2 protein-coding genes are annotated in these 1,631 nt (G+C 47.8%); both read left to right on the plus strand.

The genetic code is table 11. The features are described 5' to 3' along the window. On the plus strand, nucleotides 1-501 hold a 501-nt coding region (locus R7Q48_RS24005), incomplete at its 5' end, for a sodium ion-translocating decarboxylase subunit beta (RefSeq protein ID WP_318132577.1). Nucleotides 502-653: 152 nt separating this feature from the next. Continuing rightward, nucleotides 654-1,604, plus strand: a complete 951-nt coding sequence (locus R7Q48_RS24010) for an NADP-dependent oxidoreductase (RefSeq protein ID WP_005480898.1) — start codon at nucleotides 654-656, stop codon at nucleotides 1,602-1,604. Nucleotides 1,605-1,631 lie beyond the last annotated feature (27 nt).

A 1,631-nucleotide genomic window follows, 5' to 3' on the forward strand; every position in this document is an offset into this window, starting at 1 on the left:
GTGTTCTTCCCGATGGCCGTGCTGTTGATGACGATTCTGTTCCTACCTTCTGCGACACCATTGGTTGGTATGTTCTGTCTCGGTAACCTGATGCGTGAAGCGGGTGTGGTGGATCGTTTATCGAAAACTGCACAAAATGAACTGATCAATATTGTGACTATCTTCTTGGGTTTAGGGGTTGGCTCGAAACTGCAAGCTGACCAGTTCTTAAACTTGGAAACATTAGGCATTCTTGGTCTAGGCGCTGTGGCGTTCAGTATCGGTACAGGTGCAGGTGTTCTCATGGCTAAGCTTCTTAATAAGTTCTCAGAAGAGGACATCAACCCACTCATTGGCGCGGCAGGGGTGTCTGCCGTACCTATGGCTGCGCGTGTGGTGAACAAAGTCGGGCTTGATGCAAACCCTCAAAACTTCTTGTTGATGCATGCGATGGGACCAAACGTAGCTGGTGTACTTGGCTCCGCGGTAGCGGCAGGTATTCTGTTGGCCTTGGTTGGATAAAGACTCTTGTAACACGTAAATACAGTTATCGTGTTGAAGATAAAATTATCAACCAATTTACATGCTTGCCATTAACTTGGTTAAACAAAATGGTTTATAGTCAAAGGGATGCTCCGGCATCCCTTTTTTATTTGTCCCTCAGGGAGTGAGTTATGGAACATAAACAGATTGTTATCACTGAGTTTGGCGACGCCAATGTTCTGGCGATTCAAAGCGCTGAAACTCCGATCCCTAAGTCTGGCGAAGTGTTGGTCAAGGTGCATTATGCTGGCGTGAATCCTATCGATGTCAAAACACGAGCGGGACTTGGCTGGGCTGCTTCCCAGAATAAAGACAAACTGCCTTGGGTGCCAGGTTACGATATTTCTGGGAAAGTCGCCTCTTGTGGTACTAAGACTTCTCGCTTTGCTGTGGGAGATGAAGTGGCCGGTTTTATTGGCTTTCCTCTCCAAGGTGGTGGTTATAGCCAATATGTTTGTGTTCCGGAGTCGGAGCTAAGTCACGTGCCAAGTTCGGTCACGCTAGAAGCGGCGGCGGTTTTACCATTGGCAGGGCAAACCGCTGCCCAAGCATTAAGCAAAGCGAATGTCAGCGAATGCGATAGAGTATTAATTCTCGCAGGAGCGGGTGGCGTAGGGCACTTAGCGGTGCAGATTGCTGTGGCGACAAAAGCCGAAGTGTTTACCACCTGCAGTGAACGAAATTTAGACTACCTCGCCACACTTGGCGCTCATGCAGTGAACTATCAATTTGCACCAGTGTCAGAACGTGTTGAAGGCGTTGATGTTTTAATTGATTTGGTTGGTGGCGATGCGGCTCTAGATGCTCTCAAGTGCCTAAAAGACAATGCCCGCGTGATCACGGTACCAACGATTAGCGCTGAATTAATTTGTGACAAGGCCAAGCTGTTAGGCTTCGAGGCAAGCGGTATGTTGGTTGAGCCAGATCCTTCACAGTTAGACACGTTGTTGTACATGGTAGGTGTGGGATTACTTAAAACAGAAGTGCAACACATTTACCCAATGGCTGAAGTTATCGCCGCACACCAACAAGTGGAATCGGGGCGAACGAGAGGCAAGGTATTACTTGATATGACATGCTAGACGCATTCAATTCAGCTTTTGAACATT

It is taken from the genome of Vibrio sp. 378, assembly GCF_033339435.1.